A 15,747-nucleotide genomic window follows, 5' to 3' on the forward strand; every position below is an offset into this window, starting at 1 on the left:
TCCGTCCCGTTCGGGCGACCGCTCCTGGCGCTGGCGACTGTCGCCAGGCGCATTGACAGCCCACCTCCCACCGGGCTCAACGGCAACCACTGCGGGGCAAACGGGTGACGTCCCGGCTGGCTTCGTGCGAGCGTTTTCTGAGCAGTTCACGGTTCGGCGGCGCCCTTTGAAGTATGAGCCGTGGGCCCATGCCAGGGAGGGTGCGCTGCCCTTCGGGCGTCAGTGCCTGGCCCGGATGCGAGAAGGCCTGTTCGTCGACATGAGCGGCCGGAATGATCCGCAGGCGCCCCGGCGGATGCCGGCCGCCCTGTGTTTCCCTGTCGTGAGAACGGCCCGGTGCCCCTCGCCGCGGATCAGGGGCGAGGGGCACCGTCAGGTGGAGCGGTCAGGGCTGTGCTGTGAGTGTGAAGCTCTGTGCGGAGGAGCCGTCGCAGGGTCGCTGGGTCAGCTGGACCCCGTTCGCCGAGGAGCTCGCGGAAGTCAGGCACTGGCCGCTGTGGCGGGCGGCGAAGTGGAAACGGCCGCTGCTCTCCTTCACGGGCTGCCACTGCTGATTCTGCCCGCCGGAGTAACTCCACAGCTGAAGTGGAGCGTTGGCGGCGGTCGAGCGGTCGGTCACGTCGATGACCTGCTGCGGGTTCCCGCGGATGGTGATCCGTGTGTATCCGCTGTCCGTCGAGCGGAACTGGAACTGCTGCGCCAGGGTCCCGTTGCAGGAATACTGCTGGATCGCGGTCCCGTTCGCGGTGGCGGCGGAACGAGCGTCCACACAGGTGCCGTTGGCGGCATTCGTCAGCGAGTACCAAGCGGTCTCGGGGATCTGGTCCGCCGGTGGCGTGGTGCCTCCAGCCCCGCCCAGCCACTTCAGCCCGTCGAGCAGGAACCGGTTCTGTGTCTCACTGGCGAATGTCGACGACAGCGCGGTGTTGGATGCGTAGTCCATCGCGTTGTGACCGAAGTTCGCGTACAGCATCCTGTACTTCGTGTTGGTCCACAGGATCGGGTAGTAGCCGCTGTACCAGGTCTGGTCGGGGTCCGTTCCCAGCGGGAAGCTGCTGGGGTCGATCGAGGCGAGGATCTTGATGTCCGGATTCTGCCGCAGGTCGTTGGACCAGCTGTACCACTCGCTGACCGACGAGGTGAACGTCGCGGGCAGGTCCATGGTGGACGGGTGAGTGCGGTCCTCGACCTTCAGGACGGCCGTGGTCGGACCCCAGGTGTTGGACTTGAAGGTGCCGCTGCCGAGGAACTGGTTGTGGTACCAGGGCCAGGCCTGTGCGTCCGTCGTGAAGGCGGAGACGTGGAAGCCCATCCAGGCACCGCCACCGCGCATGTACTGCTCGAAGCCGGACCGCTGGGCGGCCGTCTGTGGTAAGTCGTCGAGGAACAGGACGACTTGATAGGCGTTCACGCCTCCGTTGCTGAGCAGGTCCCAGTTGTTGCTGGCCGTGTAGGTGAAGCCGTTCTGCGTGGCCTGCTTGGGGAACCAGTCGTTGGCCTCGTGGACGAAGCTGATGTGCGCGGCGTCCCAGGTGCCGTTGTACAGGGCGAGCACCTTGAAAGGCGTCGCCGCCGTGCTCGCCCGGGCGGCGGGCGGTGCCGCCAGGCCGAGCACTGTCGCCAGCAGCACGAGTACCCACAGGGTCGTACGCGCCGGACCGGATCTGCTGATGTGCGTGCCGATGTCCATCGACGATCCTTCCTTCGAGTATCAGGGGTAGCTGACGAGATTGGCGACGTTGGTGGTGGAGTTGGATGGTCCGCCACGGTCGTTGATGACGTGCCGGATCGTCCCGGTGCCGCCCAGCGAGACCGTCACCATGTCCTTGAAACGCACATTCGCGTTGTTGGGAGCCTCGATGGCGTGCTCGGCGGTCACACTCGAATTGACGTTGAAGTAGCAGTAGCTGCCGAACCCGTACACCTGATGACTAGTGACGGAGTCCGCGACTTTGTACGCGGCGTAGCCCTGCGTCGAACCATTCATCCAGGAAGCCTGGTTGGGCGGGTCGTACGGCATCTCGTTCTGGTAGAAGTACGTGCGGCCGCCGTTGCCGTTCCAGACGGTCTGGTGCTTCTGGTAGTGCTCGACGAACAAGCCGTACATCGTCACGTTGTTGCCGTTGACGACGAGCCCCGTGGCGCCGGTGTTGCTGGTCCAGCCCACGCCACTGCCATGGTCGGCGCGCCACAGCCACAGGTGGTCGCCGATGACGCCGTTGCTGTTGATGGTCAGGCTGGAGGTGGCCTTGCCGACGCCCGCGCCGCCGACGCGGAAGAACACGTCGTGCAGGGAACTGGGGTCGGTACTGTGGTCGGCGGACGAGCCGCTCGGCCCCATCTCCAGGAGCTGGGACGAGTTCGTGGTGCCGGCGTCGATCAGCAGCCCGGCCAGTTGGACGCCGTCCACATCGGCGACCGTCATGGCGGTGATCCCGTTGTCGGGAATGAGCGTGGCCAGGCCGAGGCCCAGAACCACGGTGTCGGCCCTGGTCACCCTGAGCGTCTGGTCGAGGTGGTAGACACCAGGCGTCACCAGCAGGTTCTTGCCCTGGGCGAGTGCGTCGTTCATCTGCGCGGCGGTCGCGCCCGGCTTGACGATGAAGAAGTCGGACAGAGGAACAGATGTGCCTGTGGGAGTACCTGAACTCCACGAGGTGCCAGATGAGTTGGAGCGTACACCGGGCACGAACACCTTGTAGGCGCCCGCCGAATCGACGTACAGGAAAGGCTTCTCACGCGACACCGGGGTCTGATCGACCGTGGTGTACGGCGGGCTCGGGAAGCTGTTCGCGGGAGCGTTCTTGGCGCCGACGTAGACCATGTTCCAGTTGGAGCCGGTCCAGCTCGACCACTCGGTGTTGCGCGACAGCCACTGCTGCTGCGAACCCGAGTTGACCTGACCGTCGATCTTCGTGTCGGCCATGTAGCCGCCGCTGGACCAACCGCCGTCGTCCAGCAGGAGGTTGCCGCGCAGATGCATCCGGCGATACGGAGCGGCCTGCGACACCGCCCAGCGGTCCGTGCCGGAGGTCGGGGTCACGGACAGGTTCTCCGCCGACCGCCAGAAGTTCTGGGTGGCGTTGCCTTGGAACCAGTCCGCCTCGGTGTGTACCGCACCGCGGATGGTGACGTCGTCGGGGGAGAGGCCGAGCCCAGCGACCTGGGTGTAGAAGCCGACGTTGGCATCGGCGTCGTAGGTGCCCGGCTTGAAGAGGAAGGCCTTGCGGGCGGTGCCGAACTGGTTGGTCTCCTGTTGGGCGAAGGCCGCGTTGAGGCTGTTCTGGATGGTGGCAGCGGGTGTGGACGGGTCGAAGACGGTGACATTCGGGCCGAGGTCCGGTGTCCCGGGCGGCTGTTGGGGATCCACGGGGTTGACGCGGAAGGACTGGGCCGGGCTGCCGTTGCAGGTGTACTGCTGGAGCTGCACGCTGTCCGCAGTCGAGGCGCTCGGCACGTCGAGGCACTTGCCGCTGTTGCGGTTCACGAAATGGTAGGCGCCACTGGACTCCGCCACGGCCTGCCACTGCTGGTTGTTTCCGCCGCCGTACGTCCACAGCTGCACCAGCGCGCTGTCCGCCGTGGAGACGTCGGTGACGTCCCAGACCTTGGTGGCGTCGGTGTGATTGCCGATCTGGGCGTAGCCGCCGGAGGTGGCCGCGAACTGCCACTGCTGGGCCTGGCTGTCGTTGCAGGCGTACTGCTGGACGACGGTGCCGTTGGCCGTTCCCGCGGCTCGCGCGTCGACACACTTGCCGCTGCCCATGTTGACCACGGTGGCCCAACTGGTGGGCAGTGCAGCGGTCTGCGCGGTCGGCATGTCCTGTGAGACGGCCGCGACATTGGTTCCAGCCGTGGCCAGGAGGGCGATCAGGGTGAGCAGCTTCGGTATCCGGCTGCGGCCGGTTTCTCTCTTGGATCCGGGCACGGTGGGATCTCCTTCACGGGCTGGGGTGGGGGGTGGGAGGGGCGCACGCGTCCGTCAGCCGGTGTACTGCGCGACGGTGCGTGTGCAGTGCCAGTTCTGCCGGCTCACTCCGGAGTGGCTGTCGGCGATGCTGCAGGCCCGCAATTGGCCAGGCTCCGTCAGGGGCGAATTGCCGGTGACGTCAAAGCGCTTGCCCGAAAGCCCGGTGATCGGGCCCGCGGCTGGCGACAGGCTGAGGGTACTGGCCGAGAGGTCGAGTACTGGTGTCGAGAGGGTGCCGCGAAGCGTCGTGGGCCGCAGGAGGAGATGTCTGGTCATCGAGAGGTCACAGCCTTTCGTGCGTGGCCGACGGTGGGGGCGGGGGCGTGGCGCGCAGGTGCAGGCATCGGGACGGAAGGTGCGTGGCCCGTCCAGACATGTGAACGTCGAGTGCATTCTTGGAACGGTGGTGATCGGTGAACCTAAAGGTCTGAACCAGGCGCGTCAAGATGTGAAGCAAGGAGACCCCGTAATTGCTCTGCATGCACAAGGAGTTGAACGCACGGTCGCGATGGCGGCTTCCTGTCGTCGTCGGCGCTCGTGTTCGCGGTCGGAGCGCCGGCCTGGCCGTCGCGGGCCCGTGGGGCTCCTGGGGACAGGCCGCCCCGCGCTTCGGCTGGAAGGGCTCGTGCGCACCTTCCCTTCGGAGACGCTCCGCACCGCCGGCGGACAGTTGGGCATCCGCACACGGACCCCACGCGATCACTTGTGCGGTGTACCCGCCGGATGCCGTCAGAGCCGGTGGGGCGGGAGAACGGCCCCGATCAGCAGGGCCGCGACCGAAAAGGCGATACGTCTCATGAGGGTTTCCTTCTCTCTGCACGTTCGCAGTCTGGGCTTCGTCCAGGCCGCCGTGTCAGTCACATGACTGGGAAACCCGGACGCGGAATACGCACTCTGCGATCCCTGAGCGTCGCTTCCGGATCGAGGAGGTCCACCAGGACGAACTCAGGTGATGCCTCAACAGGTCTGCGAGTCGGTCGGTTTCCCTGGCCGGTCAAGCTCGTTGGCCTGCCCGTTCGCACTGCGCGGGACACCGCCGTGATGTAGGCGCTCGCCGAACTGCCGTCCGTCGTCATCTCGGATCGGGTCGACCTGGGCCCGCGAATCGCCGAATCTTGGGCGAGCCTTGTCGGCGCTGCGGGCCTGGCGGGCGGCGGAGACCGCCAACGGGGCGGCGTACGCCGACACGGAGTCGGAGTACGCCGCCCCGGAGTGGGGCTGAAGGCCACGGCACTCAGGCTGCTGGCCGGTCTCTCTCCTGTTACTTCGGGTCGCGGTTGAACAGCGACGTGGACCGGAAGGAGCCGAGCACGGCCGGCCCCAGGCGACCTCCATTCATTCTCTGTTGCCGATCTCGCTGCCGAGGAGGATGCCACCAGCGTTTCGACGGCGGGGGTCAACGGCTGGTACCCGGCGATCTGCTGGAACCTGCCGGGCATCGCGTCGACCGGTACGAAGGTGCTGGAGAGGAGCGGCAGGATCATCAGTGTCAGCGCTTTGTCGTGGCCCCGATGAGGACCACGTTCATCACGCACTGCAGCACGCTGTCGACAGCGTGCCCGATGCCGGTGTTCGTGAGATCGCCATGGACGTAGGCGAAGAGCAGCAGCATGACCGGGGTGAGCGGCAGATTCAGCGGCAGGGACGGGTAGCGGCGGGAGCTCCCGAAAGGGCACCCGCGGCAAGAACGTGACCCCGGCGTGGAGCCACATGCCGTCCGCTCAGGCCAGGCAGCTGCGGGGGAAGAACGCCCAGGCGATACCGCCCGCCAGGCGTTGGCCGTGCCACTTGGCCATCACCCACTGGCGGCTTTTGGCGACATAGCGCACGTCGACCTGCTGGCCGGGCGGTACGGTGCCGAGCGGGTGCGCGGGCACCGCCGCGCCGGAGCCGTAAGCCGCAGCGGAACCGATGTTGCCGTAGGTGGTGCAGGAGGCGATGGAGGAGGTGACCTTCAGGCCGCCGCCCTTGTTCTCGCTCCACACACCCCACGGGCTGCACAGCACATCAGTCGCTGTGTCCGTGCAGAACACATTCTCGGAATGCCACCAGTTCAGCTGGTCGGGGCTGCCGTCGGCATTGCTGGAACCGATGACGTTCGGCCCGCCGGCGCAGCTGGCGGACGTGAAGCCGCCGTGCTCGAATCCGAATTTGCTGGTGCCGTACGCGTATGCACAGCCGTCGAAGCTGCCGCCTGCATAGCCCCAGGGCCAGCGGTCGATGCCCTCGGTGTTGCCGGCGGTTGCGTCACCCGTGTCGCGGATGTCCATGTGATCAGGGCCGGGCTTGACGCTGCCATCGGCGAAGGCGAAGTCCTGGCCGAACAGGTAGCCGACCATCGGGCCGTTGGCCTTGTAGCTCAGCAGCACCCACCCAGGGCCCATCCCGGTCTGGGTGTGGCTGTCCTCGGCGGCGCTCAGGACCCGGTTGACGCCGTAGCCCCAAGCTTCGGCGGGTTGTGGCGTCAGCGTCATCAGCAGCCCGGCCAGGGCAGCGGTGATCGCGGCGATGAGCGCCGGGCGGTGGGGAGAGCGGGGGAGCATGCACACTCCTGGAGTCGATGGGCCCACTCGGGCGGCAGGCCGATGTGAAGAGAGACTTCCAGATCATGTACACGCCAACAAGAGCGAGATCGGTCTCGCTCCCGTCGGCCGCAGCACGATTCTGCGCCCGCTCGACCCGTCGCCCGAGCCCGGAGGCGCCGTTCCCGCAGGTGCCCGGGGTCGGGGGTGCGCGCGGCGCACAGGGGCCGCACTGCGTCGCTCTGTCCGATCGCCGCATCCATGAGTTCACCCGGCATTTCTGTGCGCACCCGGTGCAACCATCCTTGCCGTTCGGGAGTCACATCAAGTGGGAGTAAACAGCTCTCAGGGACACAAGGGGGACACATGGGAAGCATGCGCAATTTCGCGGCTGTGGGGGCGTTAACCACGCTGGTGGTGGGTGGCACGGCCGTGTTCGGCACGGCGGCCTCTGCCGCACCTAACGTCACACCGCAGGGCGTCTGTGGCAGTGCCTACAAGACCGTCAACTCGGTACCCGTCGGCTCGCTGGGCACCGTCTATCTGACGTACAACTCCTCGAACGGCAAGAACTGCGTCGCGACCATCCGTGCCAACCCGGGCAAGGCCAAGGACATGTCCACGTACATCTACGTCACCGACACCGACGAGTGGGCCGGGGACTCCGGTAACTACACGTCGTACGCGGGGCCGGGCTACGTGTATGGCAAGGGCCACTGCGTGAGCTGGGGCGGCAACATCGCCAACGTGTACGTATCGGTGGAGAACTCCAACTGTGCAGCGCTCAGGGAGCAGCGGACCACCGAGATCCGCTGATCCGGCACCACTCGGCCGAGAGGTCCCGCGTCGCCGCTGCCCGGAATCCGACCGCCACACCGCTGACGGTTGCCGGGTATCCATGAGCCGCAGGCGGGGCGGGATCTTGCGGTGGGCCAGTGGGTCGGTGGGCCGGCACGGAAGAGGGGCGGACGCCGGTCGGGATTGACGTGCGGCGTTCGACGGCGTTCCGGTCATCGACGCGAGAGGCCGGCATGGTCCGCTTCGCGGACAGCAGCCAGGATCCGTGAAAACGCAGGGTCGTGACCGGGGCGCCGGAGCGCTCGGCCAGCCGTGGCGACATGCAGATGCACACCACCACCCATCACGGCCATCGGTCGAACAGTCCATCCCTGCCACGCATATCGAGATCATCTCGTATGAAAGATCGCGAGGTGCCGACGGGCCGCCGCCGGGCGTCGGTGCGTGTCCGGTCAGTCCTGTTGGCGGAAGTCCAGCATGCAGAAGACCTTGTCGTAGCGGCGTTCGCCGACGGCGACGAAGCCGGGCAGGCGGCCGTATTCGGTGAAGCCCAGCGACCGGTAGAGGTGCAGGGCATTGGTGTTGTCGCCACGGGCGTCCAGGGTGAGGACTTCGATACCCGCCTCCCGGGCGTCAGCGATCAAGGCGGCGGCCAGCGCCCGACCGACGCCACGGCCATGGGCAGCAGCGTCTACCGCGATCTTCTCCAGATCGGCGTGCGGCCGATGGGTCGGCCTGCCGTAGCGGAGCCAGTATCCCAATCCGACAAGCCGACGGTCGAGGTATGCAGCACGCAAGGCCGCATCCCCAGCCTGCACCGCAGAGACGACGTGGCCGAGCAGTTCCGCCACCTCATCCCGGGAGGGTGGTTCGACCCAGCCCAGCGCGGCACCTCCACCGACCAGGTGCGACAGGATCCGGTGGGCCGACTCCGCAAACCGGGCCTCCAGTTCCGGATCGGAAGCCAGCTCAAAGGCGTCAAGGATCGCGGGCTCCGTGGTCGCACCGCTGGTCATGTCCGGATTCATGACCGGCAGCCTAAGGGCTGTCCCGTGATGCCCGGTGGATCAGTGCGCGGCGTCAGATGCGGTGCATCGCAAGGCGGAGGGGCGTACCCGCCCGGAGATGTAGAACGTTCGCCTGCTGTGGTTGAGGAGCACGGTGATGGTCAGGGCGGCCCCGCTGTTGGCCAGGTCGATGCCGCAGGTCACCTCGTCACCCGAAGACATGACGTCGGCGAGCGACTGGAGCAGCTCCCGGCTCGTCGTCGGCGACGCGGCGCGACAGCAGCCGACCCCTGTTCTCGTCGATCACCAGGCAGTGGCAACGTCTCTTACCTGCGTCGATGCCTGCCCAGATCGCGGCCTCGGCTCAGGCCGGTTGTTCAACCCTCCCGGGTGCCGTCGAGTTGGAAGTGCCAGATGACCACGATCGGTGAATCGTCCATGGCCGCGGCCGACGCTTCCGGGTACCAGCGCAGCAGGTCCCAGGACATGTGGGTCGGGAGAGGGTCCGGGGCGGTATCGGGGTCGGGGGAGGGGCGCGGACGACGGAGTTCCTCGCAGTGCCGGACCTGGAAGCCCAGTGGGAGGGCTTCTGCGAGGTAAGCGCTGAGCGGGCGGTGGTATTCGGTGAGGAGGGACGGGCGGCCATCCAGGCCGGGACGGCGGGCCAGGGTCGGGCGGAGGTAGGACACCAGGAGATGGGCATCCGAGATCACAAGGTTTCCGCCGGGGCGCAGGACGCGCGCGAACTCGGCCAGCACGGGGGCCAGGTCGGGGACGTGTGTGAGGGCCAGTGCGCAGACGACGGTGTCGACCGCGTTGTCGGGAAGGGGCAGCCGATGCAGGTCGGCCTCGTGGAATTCGACGCCTGGCAGGCGCTTTCGGGCCTGGGTGAGCATGTCCGGTGAGGCGTCGACGCCGATCACATGGTGGCCGAGTTCCTGCAGGTAGGCGGTGTGACGACCGGTTCCGCAGGCCGCGTCCAGTGCCGTACCGGCGGGCAGGCCGTCCAGGAGGCGTCGCACGACGGGCTGTTCGATGTCGATCATCTGGTTGCCGGGGGCGTCATAATGTGGCGCCCAGTCCTGGTAGACGTCGGCCGCGCTGATCGTGCCGGCATGCGCCGTGACCCCCTCGGCTTGCGCCAGGGTGGGTGTGTCCAGCAGGGTGCGGATTTCGGCGATCCGGGCCTCGACGAACGCCCGGTCGGCGCTTCCCTCCCTGAAGCCGCGCAGCAGAGCGGCACCCTCGATGCCCAGCAGATATCCCAGGGGGCTCAGATACGTCACACCGCGGACGGTACGGATACACGCTCCGACTGTTCCACCGGTTTTCCTGCGAATCGACGGGTTCTTTGCCCTCCTGGAACGGCGCTGTGCCGGCGAAGTCGAGCGCCGGTTCGGAGTGGCTGTCCAATCCCGGGCCGGCCTGTGCAATCGGCCCTGTCCTGTGGTGACTGCGGGCTTCAGGTCGGGTTACGGGACTCTGCGGGGGCCGTGTCCTGTGCCAGTGAGCTCGGACCGGTTGCCATCGGAGTCCGACCGGCTGCGGTGGGCGGGTCAGGCTCCGGAGAGTTCTGTTTCAGAGCGGGGAGGCCCAGGTACGGGCCCCTGGACCTACGTGTTGTCCTCGGCATCCGCCGAGTTCGGCAGCAGGCTGTGCATCATCGCGCAGTCGTGCGGGCCCTCCAGGCCCTTGATGGCTTGGGTGACGGCTTCGGCCAGCGCGCCGGAGGCTTCTCGGAGGAGCTGCCGCGCCTTGTCGGTGAGCGTCACCTGGATGCCCCGCCGGTCACCGCAGGCCGTGCTGCGGGTGATCAGCCCGGCGTGCTGGAGGCAGGCGACCTGGTAGGTGAGCCGGGTCTTGGGGCGGCCGAGACGTTCGGCGATCTGCGTCATGCGCAGGCCGGTGGCGGCGCCGTCAGCCAGCAGGCACAGTACGAGGAACTCGTCGTGGGAGACGCCGAGCGTCTCCTTCACGCGGGCACGCAGTTGCTGCTCGATCGCGCCGGCCGCGGCCAGCAGCCCCATCCAGGCCCGTAGTTCGGGCGGCAGCAAGGTGGACTCGCCGGTCGCGTCATGTCCGGGCGGGTCGGCGGGGACGGGGGGAGTCACCATGATCCCAGTGTACCTATTGTTCAAATTTGGAGTATCGGCTAGCCTCCAGTCATCCAAATTTGGATGACTGGAGGGGAGGCGTCGTACTCCGTTTCCGGTCCACCACTCACCTCGGGCGTCCCATCAGGAGGACCGCATGTCCATGGCAGTCGAAACCGGCACCTGGCAGCTCGACCCCGCCCGCTCCACCGTCGGAGTCCGGCACAAGACGATGTGGGGCATGGTTACCGTGAAGGGTGCCTTCACCGGTCTCACGGGTGGGGGTGAGGTCGGCCCCGACGGTTCCGCCAGCGGTTCGGTCACCCTGGACGCCACATCCCTGGACACCAAGAACGCCAAGCGCGACACGCACCTGCGGTCCGCCGACTTCTTCGACGCGGACCGGCACCCCGAGCTCACCTTCGCCGTGAGCAGCGCGACTCCGGGGGAAGGCAAGACGGTCCAGGTCGCCGGTCAGCTGACCGCGCGGGGCATCAGTCGACCGCAGTCCTTCGCCGCGCACCTCATCGAGGCGAGCGCCGACGCGGTCACGGTCGCGGCGGAGTTCACCGTGGACCGGGAGGAGTTCAGCATGGGCTGGAACCAGTTGGGCATGATGCGCGGCCGCACCACCGTCACCGCATCCCTCCGCTTCGTCCGCGCGGCGTCCTGAGAAAGTCCCGTCCAACCGAGGCGGAACTGTCCGGCCGATCAAGGTAAGGCGGTTCGAACGGGCACCTAATCGGTCGTTACGTCGGCGTTTCATGTCGGCGGGCCGAGGATGCACGGCGGGGGAGCACCTCGCCGTCGCGGAGCGGTCCAGAATTGGCGGCGGCCATGTCTGGCACCGCGTCATCGATGGCCCTCGACGGGATTGGGTGGCCACTTCGAACGGCTGTTGCGAGCCGCCCTCTACAACTCGGCGGCGAAGGTCCTGGCCAGCTCACGCCATTCGGTCCGCGGCAGGCCTGCGCTGCCCTCGTCGGCAGTGAGTACCTGGAGCGCGACGTGGTCGGCGCCGGCGTCGAGGTACTCACTGGTCCGGGCCCTCACGCGCTCGGCGTCGCCCAGGGCGAAGAGGGCGTCGAGGAGACGGGCGCTGCCGCCGCCCTCGAAGTCGCTTTCCGTGAACCCCAGGCGCAGCAGATTGTCGGTGTAGTTGGGCAGTCCGAGGTACCTCGCCAGCATGTTCCGCGCGGTGGTGCGGGCCCGGTCGAGGTCGGTGTCGAGCACTACCGAGAGTTCCGGGGCGAGCAGCGCGTCGGGGCCGAGCGCTTCGCGTGCCTCCGCCGTGTGCTCGCTGGTGACCAGATAGGGGTGTGCGCCCAGCGCCCGGCCGGTTGCGAGCTTCAGCATCTTCGGGCCGAGCGCGGCCAGGACCCGACGTCCACGATCGACAGGCGGTACGGCGGCGTCGAGTGCGTCGAGGTAGGCGACCATCGCGCTGTACGGCTTCGCGTACTGCGGCACCAACGGGCCATGACTGACGCCCAGGCCGAGGACGAATCGCCCGCGTGCGCCCGCGTCGATCGCCGCGATCCGCGCCGCCACCTCCTCGGCGGTGTGGTCCCAGATACTCAGGATGCCGGTGGCCACGGTGACCGTGCGGGTGGCGGCGACGACAGCCGCGGCGTCGTCGGGCGAAGGACTGCCCCCGATCCAGAGCGTGCCGTACCCCAGCTCTTCGAGCTCGGCGACCGCCTCCGCGATCGCCCCCCTGCCCGCGTCGTCCGTCCGCGACCCGTGCAGGGCACTGCTCCAGATGCCGACCCGTCCGAATGTCTCGCGCGTCTCAGAAGTCATGGTGTGAACAACAGCCACCCGTGCCTGCTATTCCCGGCTGGGCGGGGATTCATCCGTACGGATGCAACGCAGGAGTGCCGTCCTCGACTACTGCCCTGTGCTTGCGCGGCACGACGGCGTGGGCTCTGACTGCGGGGAAGCGAGCAGATCCTGTCCTGAGCCGACGGAGTCACTGCGGTGGTGCGCCTCCGGTTTCACGCAGAAGAGCGCTGCCGGTGCGCACCGACCGCAAGCCGACCACCGCACCCGAAGCGGTGGCGCCCACCCGGCTCTCTCCCCGTCCGGTCGGCGTAGAGCCCCCTCGCTGAGCGGAAATTGACGTTTCAGCAGCGGACGAAGGAATCGGGTCGATGATGTCCGCGAAGGTGTGTGGCCATGGTCAGTGAGTCTTGGCCCTCGCGCGGGTGTGACTCACGCCGGAATTCACAGCGACAGACGCCTCCCTCCGGACACCATCGGGCAACAGACTCACCTACGGCCTTCGTCTTGGGCATGTGCACCTTCGTCGGAGCACATGATCAGACGAAGGCCGCCCCCCACGTCCGGCGAATCCGCAGGTGCCCGACTTGGAGGTCGTCTCATTTGGCGGGCTCGTCCGCAGCCATCTGTGGGGGTTGGACCTTGAGTCCATGGACGCCTCGCGCATCGAATTACCGGCGTCGGCGGAGACATCGCCGGCCGCCGTCGCCTTCATCTACGACCGACACACCACCCCAGACCGTGACGCCCTGCGGTGGCGCCTTGAAGCCTCCGCCGCCTAGGATGCGCTGTAACTACTGAGCAACCGCCAAAGCCAGCCCAGCGAACCGGCACACCGCACCGACCTGGATGAGCGTATCGAGAAGCTGACCGGCCAGCTCCACCTGTAGCTTGACGGACCGTCAGATGCCGTCCTTGAGTGAACTGGTGCAGTGGTTCATGATCGTACCGGTCCCCGAATAGCGCGCCACTTCCAGGCCGATGTCGTAAATACCGCCGCTGTAAGTGGCCGTGCTCGCCCATGACTGGCCATGGCCCCAACCTGCGGTGACCTTGTGCCACGGCCAACTGAGCGGGGTGTCGACCTGGTTCCTGCCGATGATGCGGATCTCGACGGCGTGCCCGTCGGAGAGCGCGTCTGAGACGCTGAAGACCACGGGCTGGCTGGTGGCGCCATTGCTCCACTGGACCTCAAGGTCCCCTGTGGCGCCCGTCGTGTCGCAGGAAAGGTGATAAGAGTCGGTCGCGCTGGCGGGGCTCGGCGTGAAGGCCAGGCCCAGCACGGCGGCGGCGCCTGCACAAGCCAAAGTGCGTGCGAACTTGCGCATATTTACTCCCGTCTCGGAACGGCCCGGGAAAAGGACTGCCCCACTCACCGGAGGCGAGAAATGGGGCACCCGTCCGAGCCACGTCATTGGCTACTGCATCAATGCACCGAGAAGCTACGGGCGGAGTCCGCTGTTCCTCAGTCACGAATGAGACATTCCGGGGACGATTTCAGGACACGGAACATCGCCCACGAGCAGGCTGGATCTCGGGGGCGAACCTGCACGACAGCCAGGCCCTCATCCCACTGGTCTGCGGCACTCCGCCGATTCGCTCCCGCCGCGGTCCGCGTCGCCGGCGTCCCGCCAGACTGCACGCGGACAAGGGCTACGACTACAACCACCTGCGCTGATGGCTCAGCTTACGCGGAATCACGCACCGCACAGCCCGCAAAGGCATCGGGTCCTCCCAACGACTCGGCCTTCACCGCTGGACCGTCGAACGCACCATGGCCTGGCTCGCCGGCTGCCGCCGCCTGCACCGCCGGTACGAACGCAAAGCCAAGCACTTCCTCGCCTTCACCAGCATCGCCTGCACCCTCATCTGCTACCGCAGACTCACCAAATGAGACGACTTCTTAGTTCGACGGATGATTCGAGCACAGCAACACGACCTGCGGTATGTCTACGCTTCGGGCTCCGGCTCGGCCCTCAGGTACCGTCCCCAGATCTGAGCCTTGCGATAGGGGCCATCCCCGCCGCTGTCGTACTGCGACGTGTCGAAGGTGACCCAGTACAGCAACTCGCCATCGAGCGCCTGGGCATGCTCGTTGGGTTCGGGCGCACCCATGGCATCGATCGTTCCAGCAAACTCGACCTGCCAAGGGCCGTCCCAGTCCTGAGCGCGAACGACCGTGACCCGGCTGCCCGGTGCCAATGCACCTGTCGGCCATGTCTGCCTCAAGGGACGCCAGAGGATGTGCTCTATCGCCTGGCGGTCCTCTACGTCCGCAGGAACAGGGCCGGACCTATCTGTCATGCTGCCCACTCTGCCCGCACCACTTCAGGAGCGCCAGAAGATAAAGAACAAGCTCAGCTTGTGTTTCAAGGTCTGGCCTCGAACGATGCTCTGAGGGGGCCCGTAAGAGGTGCGTCGCGCGGCAGGCGCTGGGACAGGATGGACGGGTGATCGATTACGAGGGCGAGGCCCAGGACTACGACGCGTCCCGAGGTGGTGAACCGAGAGCCCGGGGCGCGGCAGATGTGGTGGAACTGCTACTGCCGCAAGGACCTTGCATGATCCTGGACATCGCGTGCGGCACGGGCATCGTGACCAGAAGGCTGCTGCGTTCGGAGCGGGCGGTGGTGGGCGTCGACCGTTCGCCCGGGATGCTGAGCCTTGCCGGGCAGCGGGTGCCGGGAGGTGTCGTGCGCGGCGACGCCACGCGGCTGCCCGTTGCGTCGAACGGGGTAGACGCCGTCGTGATCGTGTGGTTGCTGCATCTGCTGCCGGACCCCGCATCGGTGCTGGTCGAGGCAGTCAGGGTGCTGCGGCCCGGCGGGGTGCTGATCACCACCGTCGACAAGGACGACGCGTACTTCGTCGAGGACAGTGACATCGCTCAGGTCACGGTGGACTTGCGACGCCAGTACGCACCCCGCGTGCCCGATCATTCCGCCCGGGTGCTCAGTTGGGCGGCGGAGCTGGGGCTGGGGCTTGCAGGGCAGATGGTGTTCCCCGGAACAGGGCAGGGCCGCAGCCCGCGCAGGTGGCGCGAGGTGATCGAGGCGGGCCACATCCCCTGGTGCACGCGCGCGTCCCCGGACCAGGCGACCGACGTGTGCCGACGGCTGGCCGCACTACCGGCCCAGGACGCGGCACGCCCGGACCCGCTGTACCGTCCCATCGCCTTGAAGGCGTGACGTTGCGCCGGCTGAGCTTGTTCCTTTGGACTCTGGCCTCGAACGATGCCGTTCGCTGTGGCGTCACACTTCCGGGACGACTCCTACGCATGTCTGACCGCTCGCCGTGACGAGCCGTTCGAGCTGACCGACGCATTGCTCTGCGCGGACGGGTCCGTGACGACGCCCGTGGACCTGACTCTGCTGGCCGAACACCGCCGAGGGCACGGCGCGTTGTACGACGCCCTCAACCGCGGTCGGATCGATGCCCGCCGACTGCGCGGTGCCCTGCTGGCCGGACCGCCCCAGCCGAAGGCGGCAGACGGGCGGCTCGTGCCGGCCGTGGACGTGTCCCACTGGCTGCGGCCCGACGCCGAGTGCAGTCCAGACCGCCTGTTCTGCCCCACC

General features: G+C 67.3%; 15 protein-coding genes and 2 pseudogenes. 5 read left to right on the forward strand and 12 right to left on the reverse strand.

Annotation, left to right across the window (positions count from 1 at the left end):
* Nucleotides 1-385 precede the first annotated feature (385 nt).
* The 5 genes from ACFVXE_RS24800 to ACFVXE_RS24820 all read right to left on the reverse strand — a co-directional run bounded on the left by ACFVXE_RS24800 (nt 386) and on the right by ACFVXE_RS24820 (nt 6,513).
* Nucleotides 386-1,690: a ThuA domain-containing protein gene (locus tag ACFVXE_RS24800; RefSeq protein WP_389674214.1), complete on the reverse strand. Its 1,305-nt coding sequence runs from the start codon at nt 1,688-1,690 to the stop codon at nt 386-388.
* 21 nt (nt 1,691-1,711) lie between these two features.
* Nucleotides 1,712-3,820: an RICIN domain-containing protein gene (locus tag ACFVXE_RS24805; RefSeq protein WP_389674277.1), complete on the reverse strand. Its 2,109-nt coding sequence runs from the start codon at nt 3,818-3,820 to the stop codon at nt 1,712-1,714.
* Between the two features lie 162 nt (nt 3,821-3,982).
* Nucleotides 3,983-4,246 carry a hypothetical protein gene (locus tag ACFVXE_RS24810; protein WP_389674216.1) on the reverse strand — a complete coding sequence of 88 codons (264 nt, stop codon included), beginning with the start codon at nt 4,244-4,246 and terminating at the stop codon, nt 3,983-3,985.
* 1,213 nt (nt 4,247-5,459) lie between these two features.
* Complete coding sequence (locus ACFVXE_RS24815) at nt 5,460-5,582, reverse strand: hypothetical protein (RefSeq protein WP_389674218.1); 123 nt, start codon at nt 5,580-5,582, stop codon at nt 5,460-5,462.
* 109 nt (nt 5,583-5,691) lie between these two features.
* Nucleotides 5,692-6,513, reverse strand: a complete 822-nt coding sequence (locus tag ACFVXE_RS24820; RefSeq protein ID WP_389674219.1) for a hypothetical protein — start codon at nt 6,511-6,513, stop codon at nt 5,692-5,694.
* 345 nt (nt 6,514-6,858) lie between these two features.
* Between ACFVXE_RS24820 and ACFVXE_RS24825 the strand changes: the two genes are divergently transcribed.
* Nucleotides 6,859-7,308 carry a spore-associated protein gene (locus ACFVXE_RS24825; protein ID WP_389674221.1) on the forward strand — a complete coding sequence of 150 codons (450 nt, stop codon included), beginning with the start codon at nt 6,859-6,861 and terminating at the stop codon, nt 7,306-7,308.
* Between the two features lie 434 nt (nt 7,309-7,742).
* Here ACFVXE_RS24825 and ACFVXE_RS24830 read toward each other — a convergent pair whose 3' ends face one another.
* The 4 genes from ACFVXE_RS24830 to ACFVXE_RS24845 all read right to left on the reverse strand — a co-directional run bounded on the left by ACFVXE_RS24830 (nt 7,743) and on the right by ACFVXE_RS24845 (nt 10,411).
* The gene (locus ACFVXE_RS24830; RefSeq protein ID WP_389674279.1) at nt 7,743-8,306 is read right to left on the reverse strand and encodes a GNAT family N-acetyltransferase; all 564 of its coding nucleotides are present in this window, start codon (nt 8,304-8,306) and stop codon (nt 7,743-7,745) included.
* Between the two features lie 51 nt (nt 8,307-8,357).
* The gene (locus ACFVXE_RS24835) at nt 8,358-8,519 is read right to left on the reverse strand and encodes a hypothetical protein (protein WP_389674223.1); all 162 of its coding nucleotides are present in this window, start codon (nt 8,517-8,519) and stop codon (nt 8,358-8,360) included.
* A 155-nt stretch (nt 8,520-8,674) separates the two neighbouring features.
* On the reverse strand, nt 8,675-9,583 hold the full coding sequence (locus ACFVXE_RS24840) for a class I SAM-dependent methyltransferase (RefSeq protein WP_389674225.1): 909 nt from the start codon (nt 9,581-9,583) through the stop codon (nt 8,675-8,677).
* Between the two features lie 327 nt (nt 9,584-9,910).
* Nucleotides 9,911-10,411, reverse strand: coding sequence for a MarR family winged helix-turn-helix transcriptional regulator (locus tag ACFVXE_RS24845; RefSeq protein ID WP_389674227.1), 501 nt, complete (start codon nt 10,409-10,411; stop codon nt 9,911-9,913).
* 136 nt (nt 10,412-10,547) lie between these two features.
* Between ACFVXE_RS24845 and ACFVXE_RS24850 the strand changes: the two genes are divergently transcribed.
* The gene (locus ACFVXE_RS24850; RefSeq protein WP_389674229.1) at nt 10,548-11,063 is read left to right on the forward strand and encodes a YceI family protein; all 516 of its coding nucleotides are present in this window, start codon (nt 10,548-10,550) and stop codon (nt 11,061-11,063) included.
* Between the two features lie 239 nt (nt 11,064-11,302).
* On the opposite strand, the gene ACFVXE_RS24855 is transcribed toward ACFVXE_RS24850, so the two are convergent.
* Together ACFVXE_RS24855 and ACFVXE_RS24860 are read right to left on the reverse strand one after the other, a co-directional pair.
* The gene (locus tag ACFVXE_RS24855) at nt 11,303-12,193 is read right to left on the reverse strand and encodes a TIGR03620 family F420-dependent LLM class oxidoreductase (protein ID WP_389674231.1); all 891 of its coding nucleotides are present in this window, start codon (nt 12,191-12,193) and stop codon (nt 11,303-11,305) included.
* An 881-nt stretch (nt 12,194-13,074) separates the two neighbouring features.
* On the reverse strand, nt 13,075-13,500 hold the full coding sequence (locus ACFVXE_RS24860) for a hypothetical protein (RefSeq protein WP_389674233.1): 426 nt from the start codon (nt 13,498-13,500) through the stop codon (nt 13,075-13,077).
* 203 nt (nt 13,501-13,703) lie between these two features.
* Here ACFVXE_RS24860 and ACFVXE_RS24865 point away from each other — a divergent pair.
* Nucleotides 13,704-14,066, forward strand: a pseudogene (locus ACFVXE_RS24865) (transposase); the annotation flags it as partial.
* A 56-nt stretch (nt 14,067-14,122) separates the two neighbouring features.
* Here the strand turns inward: ACFVXE_RS24865 and ACFVXE_RS24870 are convergent.
* The gene (locus tag ACFVXE_RS24870; protein WP_389674234.1) at nt 14,123-14,476 is read right to left on the reverse strand and encodes a ferrous iron transport protein A; all 354 of its coding nucleotides are present in this window, start codon (nt 14,474-14,476) and stop codon (nt 14,123-14,125) included.
* Nucleotides 14,477-14,622: 146 nt separating this feature from the next.
* Here ACFVXE_RS24870 and ACFVXE_RS24875 point away from each other — a divergent pair, with 146 nt between their 5' ends.
* Nucleotides 14,623-15,360 (forward strand): class I SAM-dependent methyltransferase, encoded by a 738-nt coding sequence (locus ACFVXE_RS24875; RefSeq protein WP_389674236.1) that lies wholly within the window; start codon nt 14,623-14,625, stop codon nt 15,358-15,360.
* 45 nt (nt 15,361-15,405) lie between these two features.
* Nucleotides 15,406-15,741: pseudogene (locus ACFVXE_RS24880) on the forward strand (transposase); the annotation flags it as partial.
* Nucleotides 15,742-15,747 lie beyond the last annotated feature (6 nt).

Source organism: Streptomyces sp. NPDC058231 (assembly GCF_042882275.1).
Taxonomy (GTDB): Bacteria; Actinomycetota; Actinomycetes; order Streptomycetales; family Streptomycetaceae; genus Streptomyces.

Coding starts and splice junctions, on each gene's coding strand:
- ACFVXE_RS24800 (WP_389674214.1), bottom strand. CDS start 1,690: ATGGACATCGGCACGCACATCAGCAGATCCGGTCCGGCGCGTACGACC.
- ACFVXE_RS24805 (WP_389674277.1), bottom strand. CDS start 3,820: ATGCCGACCGCGCAGACCGCTGCACTGCCCACCAGTTGGGCCACCGTG.
- ACFVXE_RS24810 (WP_389674216.1), bottom strand. CDS start 4,246: ATGACCAGACATCTCCTCCTGCGGCCCACGACGCTTCGCGGCACCCTC.
- ACFVXE_RS24815 (WP_389674218.1), bottom strand. CDS start 5,582: ATGCTGCTGCTCTTCGCCTACGTCCATGGCGATCTCACGAACACCGGC.
- ACFVXE_RS24820 (WP_389674219.1), bottom strand. CDS start 6,513: ATGCTCCCCCGCTCTCCCCACCGCCCGGCGCTCATCGCCGCGATCACC.
- ACFVXE_RS24825 (WP_389674221.1), top strand. CDS start 6,859: ATGGGAAGCATGCGCAATTTCGCGGCTGTGGGGGCGTTAACCACGCTG.
- ACFVXE_RS24830 (WP_389674279.1), bottom strand. CDS start 8,306: ATGACCAGCGGTGCGACCACGGAGCCCGCGATCCTTGACGCCTTTGAG.
- ACFVXE_RS24835 (WP_389674223.1), bottom strand. CDS start 8,519: ATGTCTTCGGGTGACGAGGTGACCTGCGGCATCGACCTGGCCAACAGC.
- ACFVXE_RS24845 (WP_389674227.1), bottom strand. CDS start 10,411: ATGGTGACTCCCCCCGTCCCCGCCGACCCGCCCGGACATGACGCGACC.
- ACFVXE_RS24850 (WP_389674229.1), top strand. CDS start 10,548: ATGTCCATGGCAGTCGAAACCGGCACCTGGCAGCTCGACCCCGCCCGC.
- ACFVXE_RS24855 (WP_389674231.1), bottom strand. CDS start 12,193: ATGACTTCTGAGACGCGCGAGACATTCGGACGGGTCGGCATCTGGAGC.
- ACFVXE_RS24860 (WP_389674233.1), bottom strand. CDS start 13,500: ATGCGCAAGTTCGCACGCACTTTGGCTTGTGCAGGCGCCGCCGCCGTG.
- ACFVXE_RS24870 (WP_389674234.1), bottom strand. CDS start 14,476: ATGACAGATAGGTCCGGCCCTGTTCCTGCGGACGTAGAGGACCGCCAG.